The sequence below is a fragment of the Streptomyces sp. Y7 genome (assembly GCF_043195415.1).
Classification (GTDB): domain Bacteria; phylum Actinomycetota; class Actinomycetes; order Streptomycetales; family Streptomycetaceae; genus Streptomyces.
The window spans coordinates 108,015-123,502 of record NZ_JBIDDQ010000017.1 but is presented as its reverse complement, the minus strand read 5'-3'; the positions used below and the strand labels follow the sequence as shown (position 1 = coordinate 123,502).

Annotated in this window: 14 protein-coding genes; 4 read left to right on the top strand and 10 right to left on the bottom strand. The window is 73.5% G+C overall.

What is annotated here, in order from left to right; all coding sequences use genetic code 11:
- The first annotated feature begins 25 nt into the window (after positions 1–25).
- Positions 26–901, top strand: coding sequence for a RimK family alpha-L-glutamate ligase (locus ACGFW6_RS31555; protein WP_393517409.1), 876 nt, complete (start codon positions 26–28; stop codon positions 899–901).
- Here the strand turns inward: ACGFW6_RS31555 and ACGFW6_RS31550 are convergent.
- The 10 genes from ACGFW6_RS31550 to ACGFW6_RS31505 form a co-directional block, all read right to left on the bottom strand.
- Complete coding sequence (locus ACGFW6_RS31550) at positions 898–1,497, bottom strand: hypothetical protein (protein WP_393517406.1); 600 nt, start codon at positions 1,495–1,497, stop codon at positions 898–900. The genes ACGFW6_RS31555 and ACGFW6_RS31550 overlap by 4 nt on opposite strands.
- Positions 1,463–2,290, bottom strand: coding sequence for an FkbM family methyltransferase (locus ACGFW6_RS31545; protein ID WP_393517403.1), 828 nt, complete (start codon positions 2,288–2,290; stop codon positions 1,463–1,465). Before ACGFW6_RS31545 ends, ACGFW6_RS31550 begins: the two co-directional genes overlap by 35 nt.
- On the bottom strand, positions 2,287–2,529 hold the full coding sequence (locus ACGFW6_RS31540; RefSeq protein WP_393517400.1) for a Trm112 family protein: 243 nt from the start codon (positions 2,527–2,529) through the stop codon (positions 2,287–2,289). The genes ACGFW6_RS31545 and ACGFW6_RS31540 overlap by 4 nt, the downstream gene beginning before the upstream one ends.
- Positions 2,526–3,443, bottom strand: a complete 918-nt coding sequence (locus tag ACGFW6_RS31535) for a hypothetical protein (protein ID WP_393517589.1) — start codon at positions 3,441–3,443, stop codon at positions 2,526–2,528. The genes ACGFW6_RS31540 and ACGFW6_RS31535 overlap by 4 nt, the downstream gene beginning before the upstream one ends.
- 20 nt (positions 3,444–3,463) lie before the next feature.
- Positions 3,464–4,207, bottom strand: coding sequence for a methyltransferase domain-containing protein (locus tag ACGFW6_RS31530; RefSeq protein WP_393517397.1), 744 nt, complete (start codon positions 4,205–4,207; stop codon positions 3,464–3,466).
- Positions 4,204–5,598, bottom strand: a complete 1,395-nt coding sequence (locus ACGFW6_RS31525) for a condensation protein (RefSeq protein ID WP_393517394.1) — start codon at positions 5,596–5,598, stop codon at positions 4,204–4,206. Before ACGFW6_RS31525 ends, ACGFW6_RS31530 begins: the two co-directional genes overlap by 4 nt.
- Positions 5,599–5,761: 163 nt before the next feature.
- Complete coding sequence (locus ACGFW6_RS31520) at positions 5,762–10,288, bottom strand: alpha-(1->3)-arabinofuranosyltransferase family protein (protein ID WP_393517391.1); 4,527 nt, start codon at positions 10,286–10,288, stop codon at positions 5,762–5,764.
- Complete coding sequence (locus ACGFW6_RS31515) at positions 10,285–11,010, bottom strand: class I SAM-dependent methyltransferase (RefSeq protein WP_393517388.1); 726 nt, start codon at positions 11,008–11,010, stop codon at positions 10,285–10,287. The genes ACGFW6_RS31520 and ACGFW6_RS31515 overlap by 4 nt, the downstream gene beginning before the upstream one ends.
- 88 nt (positions 11,011–11,098) lie before the next feature.
- Positions 11,099–12,259 (bottom strand): glycosyltransferase family 4 protein, encoded by a 1,161-nt coding sequence (locus tag ACGFW6_RS31510; protein ID WP_393517385.1) that lies wholly within the window; start codon positions 12,257–12,259, stop codon positions 11,099–11,101.
- Between the two features lie 218 nt (positions 12,260–12,477).
- Positions 12,478–13,464 (bottom strand): DUF3068 domain-containing protein, encoded by a 987-nt coding sequence (locus ACGFW6_RS31505; RefSeq protein ID WP_393517382.1) that lies wholly within the window; start codon positions 13,462–13,464, stop codon positions 12,478–12,480.
- A 270-nt stretch (positions 13,465–13,734) separates the two neighbouring features.
- Between ACGFW6_RS31505 and ACGFW6_RS31500 the strand changes: the two genes are divergently transcribed.
- From ACGFW6_RS31500 to ACGFW6_RS31490, 3 genes are all read left to right on the top strand, one after another.
- Positions 13,735–13,887, top strand: a complete 153-nt coding sequence (locus ACGFW6_RS31500; RefSeq protein WP_393517379.1) for a hypothetical protein — start codon at positions 13,735–13,737, stop codon at positions 13,885–13,887.
- Between the two features lie 2 nt (positions 13,888–13,889).
- Positions 13,890–15,137, top strand: coding sequence for a PucR family transcriptional regulator (locus tag ACGFW6_RS31495; protein WP_393517376.1), 1,248 nt, complete (start codon positions 13,890–13,892; stop codon positions 15,135–15,137).
- Positions 15,138–15,214: 77 nt separating this feature from the next.
- Positions 15,215–15,478 carry a hypothetical protein gene (locus ACGFW6_RS31490; protein WP_393517373.1) on the top strand — a complete coding sequence of 88 codons (264 nt, stop codon included), beginning with the start codon at positions 15,215–15,217 and terminating at the stop codon, positions 15,476–15,478.
- The last annotated feature ends 10 nt before the right edge of the window (positions 15,479–15,488 follow it).

Below are 15,488 nucleotides of genomic sequence, written 5' to 3'. Positions count from 1 at the left end.
CCCGTCCGACCCGGAGGAGCCCGGCGTGCCCCGCATCGCCCTCGTCACCTGCCGCCCCGACGCCGGGATCAGCGTCGACCGCGACCTGCCCGTGCTGGCGCGAGCCCTGACCGAGGCAGGGGCCGAGGCCCACATCGTGCACTGGGACGACGAGGGAGCCGACTGGGGAGGCCACGACCTCGCCGTGATCCGCTCCACCTGGGACTACAGCTGGCGTGCGGACGAGTTCCTGGCGTGGGCGGAGCGCTGCGGCAAGGCCACCCGGCTCGCGAACCCGGCCGGCGTGGTCCGCTGGAACGCCGACAAGCGCTACCTCGGCGACCTCGCCGCGGCCGGCGTGCCCGTCGTGCCCACCCGCTACCTCGCCCCCGGGGAGGCCGCCGAGCTCCCCGCCGGCCACGAGTACGTCGTCAAGCCCACGTCCGGCGCGGGCGCGCGGTTCGCCGCCCGCTACACGCCCGACGAGCACGGGACGGCCCGGCGGCAGCTCGCGCGGATGCACGCGGAGGGGTTCACGGCGATGGTGCAGCCCTACGTCGAGAGCATCGACGTCAGCGGCGAGCGGGCGCTGCAGTTCTTCGGCGGCCGCTTCCTGCACGCCGCCCGCAAAGGCGCCGTCCTCACCCCGGGCACGCCCTACGACGAGCGCAAGGTCGCCCACCCCGGCCTGGAGCCCTGGACCCCGACCCGGGCCGAACTCGCCGTCGCCGAAAGCGCCCTGGCCGCCGTGCCCGAGGCCGCCGAGCTGCTGTACGCGCGCGTGGACCTCGTCGACGGGGAGGACGGGCAGCCCCGGGTCATGGAACTGGAACTGGTCGAACCGAACCTCTTCCTGTGGCTGCATCCCGGGTCGGTGCCGCGGGTGGTGGAGGCGATCCTGTCGGCGGCCGGCGCCCGCTAGCCGCGGACCGCCACCCGCTGCAGCAGCCCCCACGTGAACTCGGCCACCACGTCCCGCCGCAGGCCCCCCTCGTCCGGCGCCGTGAACGCCAGGCCCCACCGGGTCGGTGCCGTGCCCTCCAGAGGACGGGCGGGGGCGAAGGCGCGGGCCGCCTCGTCGACCGTGCAGGACCAGGGGGTGAGGTCGGCGAGGGTGCGCAGGGGCGGGGGCTCGGCGCCGGGGGCGCGGACCAGCCACTCGTTCCACACCGCGCCGTTCGGGGCGAGCAGCACCTCGAAACGCAGGGCGGGCCAGAGCGGGAGCGGCCACAACCAGGCATCGCACTCCAGGTCGCCGACCTTGCGGGTGAGCACCGACTCGGGCGCGCCCAGCACCGACCGGTAGCGCGAGGCGGCGGCACGGGCGCGCGGCGAGCGGACCATCGCCTGCCACCGCTTGTTCGCCTCCCGCATCCCGGCGAGGGAGACGCCCAGCTCACGCCGGGCGTCCTCCACCAGGTCCGGATTGTGGTCGGCCATGCGGCGCAGCAGCACCAGCTGGAAGTCGGCGGCGGTGAAAGGGCTAGCGGGCGGCTTTCCGGAGGGCATGCGACCCATGGTCGCGCACCGGCCCGGCGGGCCGGCGGCCGTCCGGGAGGAACAGCACGGAGTTGACGTAGCGCGGACCCCGCAGAGCACCGAACGGCAGGACCCGGCGCAGCAGCCCCTGGGAGGCCACGTACGACGCCTGCGCCTGGTGCGCCTCCAGCGGGAACGACGCCAGCGGCACCCAGGAGCCGCCGGGCAGCACCCAGCCGTCGTAGCGCAGCAGGGACAGATACGTCACCACCGGGGCGATCGGCTGGATGCGGGACTCCAGCTCCACGAAGAGCGCCGGGCGGTCACGGGCCAGGACACCCGTCGCGCCGCGCAGCACCGCCAGCTCGTTGCCGTCCACGTCGACCTTGATGAAGTCGACGTCCTTCAGGCCCAGGTCGTCGAGGGCGACGCACGGGACGTGCAGGGCGCGGGCGTGGATGTCCCGGCGGACCAGCGACGACACCCCCCGGTCACCGGAGTCGCCCGGCGGCAGCCAGAGGCGGGCCGTGCCCGGCCGGTCCGAGGCGGCGGCCTGGATCACCCGCACGTTCGGCGGGGTGCCGGAGGCGAGGAGCCGCGCCAGGTGGGGGACCGGCTCCACGGTCACCACCTGCCGTGCGCGTCTGCCCAGCCGGTGCGTCCAGGGGCCGTACCAGCCGCCGACGTCCACCGCCGTGCCGCAGCCGGGCGGGCACAGGTCGGCGAGCCGCGCGAGCTCCGGTTCGAACCGCGGATAGACCGCCCGCGCGGCCGCCGCGACCAGCTTCACCGGCAGGAACGGGGCCAGGCGCGCCGCCATGGTCCTGGTCATGTGGCCATCCGTTTGAGGAGTTCCTCGTGTTCGTCGTCGGAGACCTGCTGTCCGGAGGCCGGCAGGAGCTGCGGAATGCCGTCGATGATCGGGTAACGGCGGTGCAGACGCGGGTTGTACAGCGCCTCGGCCGCCTCCCCGGCGCCCTTCTCGGCCGGGGCGTCCGGCACGACGAGGTACAGCGGCCCCTTGTCGAGCGGGCAGGCCAGGATCCGCAGGAGCGGGTCGTCGGGTTTCACGGTGGTGTCAACTCCTTGGCGCCGAGGGTGGGTTGCGGGGATCGTGCGGGCTGCCGGTCATGCCGGGGCATCGACATCAGTACGGTCAGCGCGAGCGCCGTACCCGCCACCCGCAGCCCCAGCCGCAGCGGGTCCTCGGGCAGCGCCTCGCCGAACGACAGCGTGCCGAGCACGGCCGTGTACACACAGGTCACCGTCGTGCACACCGGCACGATCAGCGAGGCCCGGCAGCGTTGCAGCGCCGCCTGCGACATGACCAGCCCGAACGCGCCGGTGAAGAGCAGGAGATACGGGTACGGCGAGCGCAGCAGGCCGAGCAGCGCGCCGCCCACCCCGCTGGTCGTCAGATGGCTCGACACGCCCTTGATCGCGAGGGAGCTGACCCCGTAGAGCAGCCCCACCGCCACGCCGTACTCGACACCGGTCGTCGGCAGCCGGTGCCGGTGCCGGGTCCGGCGCTCGGCTGAGCCGTACAGCCACACGCCCGCCGCCAGCGACGGCACGGTGACCAGCAGGATCAGCGGGTACGGGGCGGTTTGACTGACCGTCTCCGTACCCTCCCGCAGCGACAGCACGACCATCAGCAGCGCGGCGAGGATCGCGCCCAGCGCGTACCGTTCCCGCCCGCTGGTCTCCTCGCCCAGCAGCCGCGCGGACAACAGCACGAGCAGGACGAGGCCGGAGACGAAGATGCCCTGCGCGGCGGCGATCGGCAGGGTGCGGTAGACCACGAGCTGGGCCGCGAAACCGGCGGCCAGCGCGAGCGAGCCGCCGATCCACAGCGGGCTGCCGAGCACCAGCCGCAGCAGCCGCGCGGGCCGGCGGATCGTCACCTCCGGCAGGGCGGTGAGCGCCCGTTTCTCCAGGACGAAACCGAGGCTGTACAGGGTGTTCGCCAACAGGGCGGCGGCCACTCCCCACCACATGGTCCCCCCTAGGTCCGCCGCGCGTGCAGAAGCAGGATCGACGCGAGTGACGGTCTGGCACAGGCCAGCCGGTCGAACGGGCGCAGCGCACGCGGTACGCCGTGGAAGGGCGCGCCCGCCAGCCGTACGACCTCGAAGCCGGACGCGGCCACGAACTCCCGCAGCGCCCGGGCGGTGTACAGCCGCAGATGCCCCACGACCTCCCGACCCGGCCTGCCGTGGATCCCCCGCAGGCTGACCTCCGAGAACACCGGCTGCACCCCGGCCAGCAGCAGGGCCCGGTTGTACCAGGCGGCCAGGTTCGGGGTGGAGAGCATCAGATGGCCGCCGGGCCGCAGGACACGGCGGATCTCGTCCAGGGCGGCGTCCGGGTCGACGAGGTGCTCGATGACCTCGCTGAAGAGCACGGCGTCGGCGGATCCGGTGCGCAACGGCAGCCCGCCGTCGGTGAGTTCACCGCGCACGGCGTACGGGATCCGGGTGCGGGCCCGGCGCAGGGCGTCCTGGGACCAGTCGAGGCCGACGAGGCGGTGGCCGGTGAGGAAGGGGGCGGCGGTCGCCGCGGCGGTGCCGTCGCCGCAGCCGATGTCGAGGATCGTGCGGACCCTGCCGTCCGGCGCGGGGCCGGGTCCCAGCGCCTCGGCGAGCATACGGGCCTGGCGGCGGCTGCGGGGGGTGCCGGAGGCGACGGGGACGGCGGGGTTCTCGTAGAAGTCGCGGAGGTCCTTGGGGGGTGGGGCGGTCGTCGTCACGAGGTCACCTCCGTGGTGTGCAGGTAGTGCTCGAACAGATCCCGCAGATGGGCGCCGTCTCCGTGGCTGAGCAGGGCCCGCGACCAGCGCAGCGCGAGGTGGAGCCGGCCGGCCGTGGAGGCGGTGGTGACGGTCAGGCCGCGCGGCATGCGGGCGGGCGCGGAGAACCACACGGCGTGCGCACGGCCGGCGTCCGCGCCGAAGTCCAGGGGATAGGGGATACGGCCGATGTTGCTGAGCAGCGTCGTCGAGGTCCAGGGCGCGGCGGCTCTGCGCAGGCCCCGGGTGACGGCGGCGCGCCAGGCGACGGGCGCGACCGGCGCGGTGAGCAGGGCCGCCCCGTGGCCGAGCTGGGGCCGGGGGAGGGACTTCAGGGCGCGGGTGCGGGTGGCCGTGCGGTGCAGCAGAGCCGGCATGTCGGCCGGCGCGTGCGCGGCCAACTCCTCCGGTGTGAAGGAGACTTCGACGAGCCGGGTGCCATTGCCGATCGGCATGGTGGCGTCCCGGGGGCGGTCGTCCACCGGCATGGTGATGCGCAGCGGGCGGGGCCGGTCGCCGTGCTCCCGGTTCCAGTGGGCGATGGTCAGGGCCGTGGTGACCATGAGCTGGTCGTTGACCGTGTAGGGGGAGCCCTTGGGGCGGTGCGGCAGGGGGAGTTCGGTGACGAGCAGGCCGTTTCCGGGGGACGGTTCGGGCGTGCCGGCGGCCACGCGCGCGGGGGGTGACCAGTTGGAGGGGGTCTCCTCGGGTGGGGGCGGTGTCTCCGCCGCACGGACCGGCGCCGCGGCGGGGGAGTTGTCCCGGCCGCCGTAGAGCTCGGCGGCCGTGGCGAGGACGCGCAGACAGGCGGGGCCGTCGAGGGCGGTGTGGTTGATGGTGAGGAAGAGGACGCTGCCGAGCGGCCGGGCCGGCTCGGCGGTCGCGGCCGACGCACCGCCACGTGTCTCACCGACGGCGTCCGTGGCCTCGCTGCCCTCGACGGGACCGCCCCGCTGTACGACCTCGAGCCTGATCGGCGGTGACAGGGACAACGGCGGCGCCTCGGTGAGCGCCCGCGTCCGCGCGTTGCGCAACGCGTCGCGCCCCGGCGCCGGGAACGTCACCACCTCCACGTCCGGTTCCGCCGTCAGCTCCCACTCGTACCGTCGCCGGTACCACCGCCCCGGCGCCTCCCGCATCAGGATCCGGGGATGCCGTCCCAGCGCCCCCGCGAACGCCACCCGCAGCCGCGCCTCGTCCAGCGGCCCCGGCAGATGAACCTCGATATGGACCGTCTCCGGCTCCTCCTCCTGAAGGCAGTGCCGGGCGACTTCGTCGACGACGGGAAACGGAACCCGCACCGGCGGCCGCGACGGCCCCTCGGCACGAGCGGGTTGCTGCAGTGCGGTCATGGGGCCTGGCCCTTCCCGAGGTCGTCCTTTCTGATGCCGGTCGTTTTGCTGGGTGCGGGTGCGGGTGCGGGTGCGGGTGCGGGTGCGGGTGCGGGTGTGGTTTGGTCCGTGGGGAGTGGTGGGCGCGGCGGGTTTTCGGCGCAGGCGGATCGGTGGTGTGCGGTCATGGGGCCTGGCCCTTTCCGTTGCCGGGTGTGCCGGGCTCACCGGTGGGGCCCGGCGTGTCCTCGGGGTCGCTCGCCCGCCGGCGTGGCTTGCGTGGGGCGATGCGTGCCGTCGGCGGATCGGGCTCGGGTCCGCCGGGGCCGCGGGCGGAGACGGTGGGGCCGGACGCGGCGAGGGCCGGGCCGGCCTCGGGGGCCGTCGGACCCTGGCCGGCCGGACCATGGCGTGGGGCGTTCGTATCCGGCGCCCATTCCCCGCCGGGGTCCGTCCCGAGCGGACTGCGCCCCCGTATCCGATGCGGCAGCGGCTGCGTCGGCGACTCCGGAGCGGTGCCCGAGGGCCCCGTCGGCACCCCGGCACGGCCCCCGGTGCCCATCGGCGCCCCGGCACCGCCCCCGGCGGTCACCCCGGTAGCCCTCTCCCGTACGCCGACGACTCCCGCGAACAGGCCGATCAGCGCCAGTACCTGGGCGGTGTGCCCGAACGCGCCGTCTCCGGCGCCCACCGGCTCACCGGCGCCGATCGCCGCGGCGATCCCCGCCCCCGCGAGGGCCAGGAACGCGAGCGGTACCAGCAGGGCGTGTCTGCGCCGGGCCACCAGGGCCAGGGCCGGCACCAGCAGGGCGAACCAGCCGGCGACGAACACCGCCACCACCGTCACCGCCACCGTGCCGAGCCACAGCCCCGGCAGGGGCGGGGCGGCCTGCGGTTCGTCGGTGTTCGGGGCCCGGCGGCGCCACAGCACCAGCCCGGCCAGCAGGGCGACACCGACCGCGCCGCCGATCAGCCCGGCCTCGTACGCCACCGCGGGCTCGTACGACAGCTCGACCGTGCCGCCGGCGCCCGCCGGGATCCGCCAGCCCTGCTGCCAGCCGTCCAGCCGGACCGGCGTGAGCTCCTTGCCGTTCAGCGTGGCGTGCCAGCCGTCGTTGAAGTTCTCGTACATCGTCAGATAGCTCGCCGAGCCCGAGCCGACGGTGACCGCGCGCCGGTCGCCGAGCCAGTCCCGTATCCCGAGGTCGCGTCCCGCGGTGGTCGCCTCGGCGACCGTGCCGCGCGTCAGCGTGACGTCGGTCAGGGCGAGCGGCCCGCCGTCCCCGGCCTCCACCCGGTGTTCCCCGGCCGTCAGCCGCAACTCGGTGTCGTCACGGCCTTGCCGGCAGAGTGTCACCTCGACCTGTCGCCGCTCGACCAGGTCCCCGACGGTCCCGCGCACGCTCGTGCCGTACAGCTCACCGTCCACCGAGACGACCGGCCCCTTCCCGCACGGCAGCGAGAACGGCCGGGAGCCCCGAGGCTTCGGGGTCCGGTACTGGTCGAGGGCCGGGACGTAGGCCTCCGTCAGGCCGACGGGGAGTTGCAGGTCCTCGTCCACGACCGGGTTGTAGAGGGTCAGCGGGGCCGTCTCCGTGACGGTGATGTCCAGGCGGTCGGTGGTGATCGGCGGGAAGCGGACGTTGCCGTTCTCGTCGACGCCCGCGATCGCCGCGCCGTCCGGGGAGCTGATGTGGACCTCGGTGGGCCGGGTGGAGAGCCCGCCGGCCGGCGCGAGCACGACCTCCCCGACGGCCTGCTTGCCGGGCCAGCGCAGATGGATCGTCGGCCGGTCGCCCGCGATCCACGCCGTGGTCAGATCGCCGTCGGTGAGGTTGCGCGGCGAGAGCCCCGCCCCCAGCCGCGCCGTGGAGTCGGCGGTCGCGACGATCCGGTCACGCTGGTCCGGGGCCACCTCGTACAGCAGCTCGTCCAGTTCCTCGCCCGCGACCGGCACGGCGCCCGCCCGCACCTCGTACGTCCCCTCGGCGGCGGTGAAGCGCCGGTGCAGGCCCGCCTCCGTACCGGTCGCCGACAGTCCGGTCGGGTCCGCCGAACGGGACAGCGAGACGATCTCGGCGGCGGCCCCGGAGCCCTCGGCGTCCGTCGGCAGCCGCAGCAGCCGGGTCACCGTCACGTCCGGCAGGGCGATCTCGGAGAAGCCCGCGCCGGTCAGCCCGGCCTGCCGGGCCACGGAGTCCGTGATCGTCAGCTTCATCCACCGCGTCTCTCCCGCGGGCGCCTTGACGTTCTGCGCCGTACCGTCCGGCCGCAGGAAGCTGCTCACCGCCCCCTTCTCCGTCTCCACCCGCACCCGCGTCGGCGCCGCCCGCACCGCCTCCTGCGGCAGCGGCGTCACCTTGAACGACGACGGCATGTCGTACGACCCGCCCGCGAAGGCGATCCGCAGCCACTCCCCGTCCGGCGAGCCCTCCGAACCCTCGGTCCACGCCGTGTCCGGGTTGCCGTCGAAGGCGTTCACCGGGTCGAACTGCGGCAGATGGAACAGCCAGCTGCCGTACGACGACGCCGTCACCGACCGTGCCCCGCGCAGCTCGGCCACGGTCTGCAGGCCGGCGCCGGTGGTGGGCAGGATCTGGTGCGGTTTCTCGCCCGCGTCCTGGGCGGCGTCCGGCGCGTTGCGCTCGTCGCGGGTGTACGTGTACGACGTGTTGGCGTTGACCAGCCCGAACCGGGTGTCCGCGCGCCGCAGCCCGTCGCCGGTCACCTGCACCTGCGGCGATCCGAGACCGGGGTGGTTGTCGCCGGTCAGCACGCTCGGCCGGCCCCGCAGCCGCGACGCCAGCGGCAGCAGCGCCTCCGGCCCGCCGGAGACGACGGCCGTGTCGGCGACCGGCTGCAGTCCGGCCTGGTGCGGGCGCGGCACGTCCTCGTCGGCGGGCCGGTAGATCTCCACCGCCCGCTGCCGTGGATACAGCCCCTCCACCTGCAGCGGAGTGCCCTCGGCGATCCGTCCGCCGGTCATGACCGGCCCGATGCCGGTCACCCGCTGGTACCCGGACTGCTCCAGGGCCCGCTTCACCGTCGTGGTCGGGACCGAACCGATCTGGTCGGGGTCGAGGTCGTTGCGGACGACGACGTAGTACACGCCCGCCCGGCTCAGGAAGTCGGCGAGCCCCGGCACCTGGCCCCCGGTCATCAGCGCCTGCTCGACGGCGTCCATCGCGCGCCGGTTGCCCGCGGTGCCGAAGGGGACGTAGTCCCGCTGTGCCCAGCGGGAGTCGGCGAGGACGTCGAGGGGCTGGTCGATGGTGGAGCCCCAGGTGTAGATGCCGTGCGCGGTCGCCGGGACGACGAGGGCACGCGCGTCGGGCGAGTACTTCTGCATCCAGTCGGCCGTGGACTGCCAGTACTTGGGGATCTCCTTGAAGGAACCCGGGTTGAGGATCGAGCCGTTGAGATACGGCAGCAGCAGACCCGGCAGCACCAGGACGGCCGCGATCAGCGGGGCGAACCGCCGCCCCGGCACCGGCCGCGCCCCGCGCGCCTGGGCCGCCACGCCCACCAGATGGGCGAGGCCGAGGACCAGCGCCAGGGCGAGCCCGGTCTGGAACTTGTAGATGTTGCGGAAGGGGACCAGCCAGCCGTTCAGCCAGTCCTGCACGACCCCGTGGAAGGGCGCGCCGAACGCGCCGCCGTACCCGGCGAGCAGGATCAGCGCCACCGTCACCACGGTCAGCACCAGCCAGCGCCGCTCCGGCATGTCCCGCCGGGCAAGACCCGCGAGCCCCAGCCCGGCCGCGAGCGCCGAGCAGACGATCACGACGACGGACGCGGCGACGGTCCAGCCGGCCGGCAGCCACGCCTCACCGAAGTGCAGATAGGCGACCCAGTTGCCGCCGCCGCGCAGCGCCTCCGTCGCCGACATGGTCTCGGTGGTGGTCTGCGAACTCTCCACGTAGGGAAGGAAGTTCTCCCCGTACGCGCCCAGCAGCAGCAACGGGACCACCCACCAGGCGGTCGCCAGGAGCACCCCCGGCACCCACCAGCCGATCAGCTTCCGCTGCCGTGGCCCGGGCGGACGGGACAACAGATACAGCCCGACGGGCAGCAGCGAGGCCAGCGTCGAGGCCGCGTTGACGCCGCCCATGAACGGGATGACCAGCGCCGACCGCAGCGCCGCGACCCGCGCCGTGTACCGCTCGTTCGTCAGCGGCAGCAGCACCCACGGCAGGAACGCGCCCGGCAGCGCGGCGGCGGACGTCGACCCGACGACGATCGTGAAGACCGGCCACAGCGCGTAGGCGACAGCCGCCACCAGACGCGAGCCGCCACTGCCCACCCGCAGCCGCTCCGCCAGTCGCAGCGCGCCCCAGAAGGCGACGGACACGATCAGCGACATCCACAGCCGCTCCGCCATCCACACCGGCAGCCGTACGAGATCGGCGAGCCAGTAGAACGGCAGCATCGGCCACAGATAGCCGGCGTACTGGTCCTGGATCCCGCCGAACCCGCCCTCGTCGTGCCAGAGCTGCCCGAGGTCGGCGAGGAACTGCCCCGGGTCGACGGTCACACCCAGCTTGGTGTCGAAGGTCTGCCGCCCCGGCTGCGCCGCCAGGAACAGCACGAACACCACGGCCCAGAACCCCAGCAGCCAGCGCCGCGAGCGCGGACCCTCCGGCGGGCCCGAGGCGGGCGCGGAGGTGGGCACGGCCGCCGGGGGAGGAGCCTGGACCGTGGTCGTCGTCATGGTGGACACCGCCTGAGGATGAGGAGGAGGTTCCAGGTGGCGAACTCGCGGATGCCGGGCGCCTTCACCACGGCTTCCGCGAGGAACGGCCAGTAGCGGGAGCGCGCCGAGACGACCGCCACGTCGTCGCGGGCGCGGACCTGCCGCAGGGTGGCGCCGATGTGCACGGCGAAGAGGTTCTCGCCCAGGGTGTGCTTGGCGGCCCGCCCGGTACGCCGGCGATAGCGGGCCCGGGCCCGCTCGGCGCCGAAGTAGTGCCAGGGGGCCCACTCGTGGCCGCCCCAGGGGGACAGCCAGTTGGTGAACGACACATAGATCAGCCCACCGGGCCGGGTGACCCGGGCCAGCTCACTGAGGAACGTCTGCGGATCGGCCACGTGCTCCAGCACGTTGGAGGAGAAGGTGACATCGGCGACGCCGTCCTGAAGGGGCAGCAGATACCCGTCGGCGACGACGGCCCCCTCGGGGGGTTTCTCGCCGAGTTCGTCCATGTCCGGCTCGAAGAGATAGGCGTACGCGCCCCGCCCGCGGAACTCCTCGGTGAAGTACCCGCCACCGCCGCCGACATCGACGACGACTCGTCCGGCGACGGAACCGTCGTAGGCCTCGACCTGATCGACGGCGTCTCGGGCGAGCAGCGAGTAGCAGGCTTCGGGGTCGTCCTGTTCGCGCATGAACGCCCGGAAGAGAGCGAGGGAGCGCCCAAGGGACGGATCCTTCATACGCCGGTCCGGTGTCGCGCCCCCATAGGGGCGCGGGGAACTGCGCGACGAGCCACGAAGCACCGGCACTCGCGAGAGGGCCCCACCCCTACGGCGCATGGGCGTCATGGCCCCTCACCGCCTCACCGGCGACCGCCAGGAACTGCCTCACCGTCCGTTCCCACCGATATCGGGCAGCCCGGTCCCGCGCCGCCTTCCCCATCAGCTCCCGACGATGTCCCGACAGGGCGAGCGTGCACCAGGCGGCGGCGAACGAGGACTCGCCCCGCGCCAGCACCCCGGTCTCCCCGTCCACGACGGAGTCCCGAAGCCCCGGGACATCGAAGGCGACGGTCGGCGTCTCCCGGGTCGCGGCCTCGGTGACGACGAGCCCCCACCCCTCCACGGCCGAGGGGTGAAGCAGCAGCCACGCCGCACACAGCAGCCGGTGCTTCTCCGCCTCCGAGACGTGCCCGGTGAACTCGACGCCGGGACCGGCGAGCGCCTGCAGCCTGCCGCGCTCGGGCCCGTCGCCGACGATGAGGAGCCGGCCGCCGGTGACCGGCCGCACCCGCTCCCACAACCGCAGGAGCAGATCGATCCGCTTGTACTCGACGAGCCGCCCGACGGCCACGAACAGCGGCTCGGGCGAGCGGTCACCGAGGGGGCCCGGCTCCTCGACCCCGTTGTGCACGACACGAATACGGTCCCGCTCGACACCGATCGCCCGCAGCGCGTGCGCGGTGGACGGCGACACGGCGACCAGCAGACCCTGCTGCTGCGCACCGGTCAGCGCCCAGTGCTCCAGTCTTCGTCCGAGCCGTGCGGCCGGCGCCAGCGGCCCGCCGAACCGCATCTGCCACAGATCGGTGTGCACATGGTTGACCAGGCACAAGGTGGGTCCGCGATGCCACATGGGGGCGAGATACGGCACGCCGTTGCAGACCTCGACCAGCAGATCGCAGTCCCCGACCTGACGGGTGAACGCGGATCTGGCGCGCAGATAGTGACCGTACGAGCCGCCGGCCGACACGACCCGGTAGTCGCGGTAGGCCGCGGGGCCACCGCACAGCAGGGTGACCTGGTGGCCGAGCCGGGTGAGGCCGTCGGCGAGGCGGTCGACCAGCAGCTCGGAGCCGCCGGCGGATCGGTTGCCCAGGTCACGATGGGCGAGAAAAACGATTCGGCGCGGATGTGGGGGGTGCGCCGGGGAGTGCTGCGATGCCCAGGGGAGAGCGGCGTGCAGCGGGGAGGGCACGTGCTGGGGCATGGGTGCTCCAACTCGTCTCAGGGTGCGGAACTCAGTGTGGGGGAGGGAGGGTTTGGGTTCCTGTGGGGGAAATCGAAGGTTTCCTGGCGCCTTGCGGTCGTTGTGCGTGGGGTGTGGACAGGCTGTGTCCGGGTGGGGTTGGACAGTTTTCGCCCAGCGGTACGCCACGGCTACTCACCGGCGTGACAATTTCCGGCTTTATTAGAGCTGACGTCACGTCACATCGTGAGCGAGGGCTGGGGCATCTCGACCGTGCCCGGCGCTTCCGGGCGCTTTCGCCCGCGCGCCACCAAAACCCCGCCCACCACCGCAAGCGCGAATCCCGCCACAGCGGTCCCGATGGGCAACGTCGTGCCCACCAACCGCAGTCGATCGGAGTCCTGCCGCGCCTGCCGTACGGCCTCCTTCTGCGTGGCCGCCGTGAACGCGATCTTCTCGCTGTCCAGCAGCACGGTCGCGTCCTTGTCGCCGCCGGGCGCCCGCAGCGTGCGGCGCGGACCGGTCTGCGCGTAGATCACCCGGCCGGTGCGCTGGTCCACGACCAGCTCGAACCCGTGGTTGGAGTACCACTCCTCGGCCAGCACCTGCGGCCGGTTCGGCTGGTCGACGATGCTGCCGGGGACGAGCCGGGTGCCGACCTTGCGGGGCGCGACCGTGGCGGTGAACCGGTAGCCCGTGTAGCCCTGGATCTTCTCGGTGCCGGCGTAGCGCATCGTCACCGTCGTGCCGCCGGTGTTGTCCCACCACTGGTAGGAGCGTTTCTGCACGTCGAACGGGAACTTCAGATAGGCCTCGCCCTCGATGTACGGCTTCTCGCCGCAGCAGTGCACCGGCCTGGTGGTCGTGCGGTCCATCACCCAGCGGTGCGGGGTGAAGTCCAGCGCGTCGTACGGGTCGGCGGCCGGCAGCGACTTGTCGGTGTCGACGGTGGTGATCACGTCCCAGACGGCGTTGCCGCTGCGCTCGCTCGCCGCCACATCGCCCCGCACCCGCTGCGTGACGGTGATCCGCCGGTCGGGCACGGTCTCGATCTTGTCGGTGTCGAAGACACTCCCGGTGCCCTTGTAGACGGCGGTGGTGTCGATGTCGACGGGGTTCACGGCGGCGCGCGGGGTGACGTACCAGGCCAGCATCGGCGCCAGTACCAGCAGAAACGTGCCGAGTCCCAGCAGGATCAACGAGAGGGGTGAGGCTGTACGGCGCATCCGGCACTCCTGGGGGGTTGACGCACGGTCGATGCTCGGTCGATGCCTGGCCGTTCTTGGGCCGGGAACCGTAGGCGTCCATTGACGGAGTGTCAATGTCTTGACGCGCTGTCACGGCTTGTCGAGACTGGGCCGACAGGCAGGGGTCGGGAACGGGCAAGCGACACCGGGGTGGGGAAACCTCCGGGACCACCGGGACCGCCGGGACCTTCAGGTTCTCCGGAACCGTCGGGACCTCCGGGACCTTCGGACAGGAAGGCTGACCCTGCGATGCCCAGACTGCTCGCCGCCGGGCTGACCGTCGCGCTCGCCGCCGTCCTCGCGGTGGGAGCCGCGCTCGGCGTCGTGGCACTCCTTGAAGCGACGCCCGACCAGCCGAACACCCCCTTGATCACCTACGAGCGAGCGGGCCAGGGGAGTTGACCGTGGCCGCCACCCGCTCCACGGCCTCACCCGCCGCCACCCGCTCGGCCTGGCGGGACGTACCCCGCTTCCAGGTCCGTCGCTTCGCGGAGCTGGCCATGGCGGACGCCCCCGCCCTCGCCGAGGAGATCCTGCGCGAGATCCAGCGCGAGTACCCGCATCTGCCGGTCGTCCTCGACGAGTCGGGCGAGCCGATGGCGCTGGTGGGGATACGGCGCGCGATCGAGGTCTTCGTCCAGCACCTGGAGACCTCCGAGGGCCGGCCGAGCATGCCGCCGGGTGTCTTCCAGGAGTTCGGCCGCGGCGAGGGCCTGAACGGCAGATCGCTCGACTCCCTCCAGGCGATCTACCGGCTGGGCGTACGGCTGGCCTGGCGCCGCTTCGCCGAGATCGGCCAGCGCGTCGACATCCCGCCGCCCGCGATGTACGAGCTGGTGGACGCCGGATACGAGTATCTCGACGGCCTCGTCGACCAGTCGGTGCGCGGGTACGCCGAGGCGGCGGCGCGCCAGGCGGGCGAGCGACTGCGCCTCCAGCGCCGGCTGATGGAGCTGCTGCTGGCCGAACACCACCGGGGCGATCCGGCGGACGCCCTGTCCGAGCGGGCGGCCCGGATCGGCTGGCCGCTGCCGGAGAAGGTCGCGGTGGGTGTGCTGCTGCGGCCGGCGCGCGAGGCGCTGGCGCCCGCGGTCGGGCAGGGCGTGCTGCTCGACCTGGAGTACGAGCAGCCGCGCATGGTCGTCCCCGAGCCGGACGCGGCGGGCCGCCCCGAACTCCTGCACCGGGCCCTGTGCGGCTGGTCCGGGGCGATCGGCCCTCCCGTCCCCCTCTCCGACGCGGCGAAGTCGCTGCGCTGGGCCGAGGCCGCCGTACGCCTGATGGAACGGCGGCTGCTGCCGGCCGGTGAGGTCCTGTACTGCACCGAGCACACGGAGGCGCTGGTGCTGCTCCAGCCCGAGGAGCTCATCGACGACCTCGCGGTCCGATGTCTGGCCCCGCTGGAGCACTGCGGGCCCACCCACGGCCGGCGCCTCGCGGAAACCCTGCTGGCCTGGCTGGAGACCAGGGGCGGGGCGCCGGAGGTGGCGGCCCGCCTCGGGGTGCATCCCCAGACCGTCCGCTACCGGCTGCGGCAGATCCGGGAACTGTGGGGCGAGGAGATGGACGACCCGGACCGCCGGTTCGAGCTGGAACTGGTACTGCGGGCACAGCGGTTGAGGGGGGCGCTGGGCGAGACGCGCCACCGGTGAGTGTGGGGCGCCGGGCGCCGGAGGCTGTCCGGGGTGGGGCACTTGTGCGGGCCGGGTCCGGCGCGCATGGTGGCCGTATGCCCGCGAACCCGGAGTTACACATCTGGCTCCAGCCCGTGAAGGGCGAGCCCCTCACCCTGCGCACCGTCGACTTCCCCACCCTCGACTCGGCGGTCGCGGCCCTCAACGAGGCCTTCGACGAGTCCCGCACCCTCCGCTTCGAGCTGACCGCACCCGACGACGCCGAGAACGGCTTCGCCCTGGTCAACTTCGCCCATGTGGCGGCGGTGAAGGTGTGGCCGGGGGTGGGGAAGGGGACGGACGACGGGCAGTACCTGTGACGGCCGGCGC